Raw genomic sequence first — 2500 nt, 5'->3', positions numbered from 1 at the left:
GTGAGAGTTATTTCCTGGACCTTCCAGGCGGCACCTCCAATCCAGTAAGGAGGTACAACTTTCGAAGGCCGTCACTTCTCACGGGTACAGGAATATTAACCTGTTTCCCATCGACTACGCGTTTCCGCCTCGTCTTAGGGGCCGACTCACCCTGCGCGGATTGGCCTTGCGCAGGAACCCTTGGGCTTTCGGCGAGGGAGGTTCTCACTCCCTTTGTCGCTACTCATGTCAGCATTCTCGCTTCCGATACCTCCAGCATACCTTACGGTACACCTTCACAGGCTTACGGAACGCTCCGCTACCACTTGTTCCATAAGGAACAAATCCGCAGTTTCGGTGTGTGGCTTGAGCCCCGGTACATCTTCGGCGCGGGACAGCTTGTTTAGACCAGTGAGCTGTTACGCTTTCTTTAAACGATGGCTGCTTCTAAGCCAACGTCCTGGTTGTCTTGGCCGTCCTACATCCTTTCCCACTTAGCCACAACTTTGGGACCTTAACTGGCGGTCTGGGCTGTTTCCCTCTCGACCACGGACCTTAGCACCCGTAGTCTGTCTGCCAGATACTACTCTTCGGTATTCGGAGTTTGATTAGGTTTGGTAAGCCGGTAAGGCCCCCTAGCCCATTCAGTGCTCTACCCCCGAAGGTATTCGTCTGACGCTCTACCTAAATAGATTTCGCGGAGAACCAGCTATCTCCAGGTTTGATTGGCCTTTCACCCCTAACCACAAGTCATCCCCGTCTTTTTCAACAGACGTGGGTTCGGTCCTCCAGTGACTGTTACATCACCTTCAACCTGCTCATGGCTAGATCACCTGGTTTCGGGTCTAATCCCACAAACTCAATCGCCCTATTCAGACTCGCTTTCGCTGCGCCTACACCTATCGGCTTAAGCTCGCTTGTAAGACTAACTCGCTGACCCATTATGCAAGAGGTACGCTGTCACCCCATAAAGAGGCTCCAACTGCTTGTAGGCATCCGGTTTCAGGAACTATTTCACTCCCCTTATCGGGGTGCTTTTCACCTTTCCCTCACGGTACTGGTACACTATCGGTCGTCAAGGAGTACTTAGGCTTGGAGGGTGGTCCCCCCATGTTCAGACAGGATTTCACGTGTCCCGCCCTACTCGAGGACCTATGATCTTTCTACCCGTACGGGGCTGTCACCCACTATGGCCGACCTTTCCAGATCGTTCCGGTTCTTGATCATAGGCCACTGGCCTGGTCCGCGTTCGCTCGCCACTACTTGCGGAGTCTCGGTTGATGTCCTTTCCTCCGGGTACTGAGATGTTTCAGTTCTCCGGGTTCGCCTCATATGGCTATGTATTCACCATATGATCACCCTATTGGGTGGGGTTTCCCCATTCAGAAATCTACGGGTCAAAGCCTGCTCTCGGCTCACCGTAGCTTATCGCAGAGTGCCACGTCTTTCATCGCCTCTTGACGCCAAGGCATCCACCAGATGCCCTTCTTATGCTTGAGAGATCCCTCAGCTAACTGTGCTGCGTCTTGCGCAGGGGTAAAACCCTGCCAGACACATACAGATAGTTATCGCGATCACGTTCTTTCGGTGCGAAAAATCACAACGGAAAGATCCGTTCTCATGTATTCCCTATTCACAATGTCAAATATCTTTTCTCCAGCTCATGCTGGAAACTCGTCATGTATTCCCTATTCACAATGTCAAATATCTCTTCTCCAGCTAATGCTGGAAACCGTATATTCACAATGTCAAATATCTTTTCTCCAGCTAATGCTGGAAACTCGTAGCTTCCAAACCTCTTTTTAGCTGCCTGAATGTCTCCGACATTCAGCGCGCGCCGCCGCCGGCCAACCCGGCGCGAATATGCTTTCAGCTCCCAAACCTCTTATTGGCTGCCTGAATGTCTCCGACATTCAGTGCGCAACGATCTCGACTACGGCATCACCAATCGGCGTCTCGTTCCCACCATTTAGTATCGCTCCCGCGTTCCGACTGGAACGCCGCGCCGTGTGGCGCGAGCCAGGCACACGGAGTGTGCTGCGGCGATTGAGCATAATATAACCTGAATGCTTCCAGCATTCAGTGCACGCCGCCGCCGGCCAACCCGGCGTGCAGTGTCCTAAACAACTGCGCTGCCTTGTGGCAAACCTGACTACCTGTATCGTCTCGACCATTCCCACCATTTTGTCGCTCGCCTGCGCGGTCATTCTGACCGGCGCTAGCGCGCTTTCAAAAACTGGTGGAGGTGAACGGGATCGAACCGATGACCTCCTGCTTGCAAAGCAGGCGCTCTCCCAACTGAGCTACACCCCCGGTAATGTTTGCTGAATGCCTCCGGCATTCAGGGCGCGCCGCCGCCGGCCAACCCGGCGCGCAATGTCTTTAACAACATGCTTGCGCCAAATCGCAACGACAAACCCGCCACATAACCGGCTTCAGTCATATCCGCTAGAACGCTCAACACTGTATGGAGCGTTGCACCATTTAATAATGGTGGGCCTGAGAAGAGTTGAACTTCTGA

General features: G+C 53.2%; 1 protein-coding gene, 1 tRNA gene and 1 rRNA gene (1 of these 3 cut by a window edge). All 3 read right to left on the bottom strand.

The window, feature by feature from the left end; translation table 11 throughout:
* Nucleotides 1-1479, bottom strand: a 23S ribosomal RNA gene (locus TH25_RS24440) (it extends 1271 nt beyond the left edge of the window).
* Between the two features lie 737 nt (nt 1480-2216).
* Nucleotides 2217-2292, bottom strand: a tRNA-Ala gene (locus TH25_RS24435).
* A 28-nt stretch (nt 2293-2320) separates the two neighbouring features.
* Nucleotides 2321-2500 (bottom strand): hypothetical protein (locus TH25_RS25355; RefSeq protein WP_220151508.1); only part of this gene is annotated, 180 nt, incomplete at its 5' end.

This window comes from Thalassospira profundimaris (assembly GCF_003326755.1).
Classification (GTDB): Bacteria; Pseudomonadota; Alphaproteobacteria; order Rhodospirillales; family Thalassospiraceae; genus Thalassospira; species Thalassospira profundimaris_B.
Note: the sequence above shows the minus strand (reverse complement) of the source record. Positions and strands in the feature narration are given on the sequence as shown.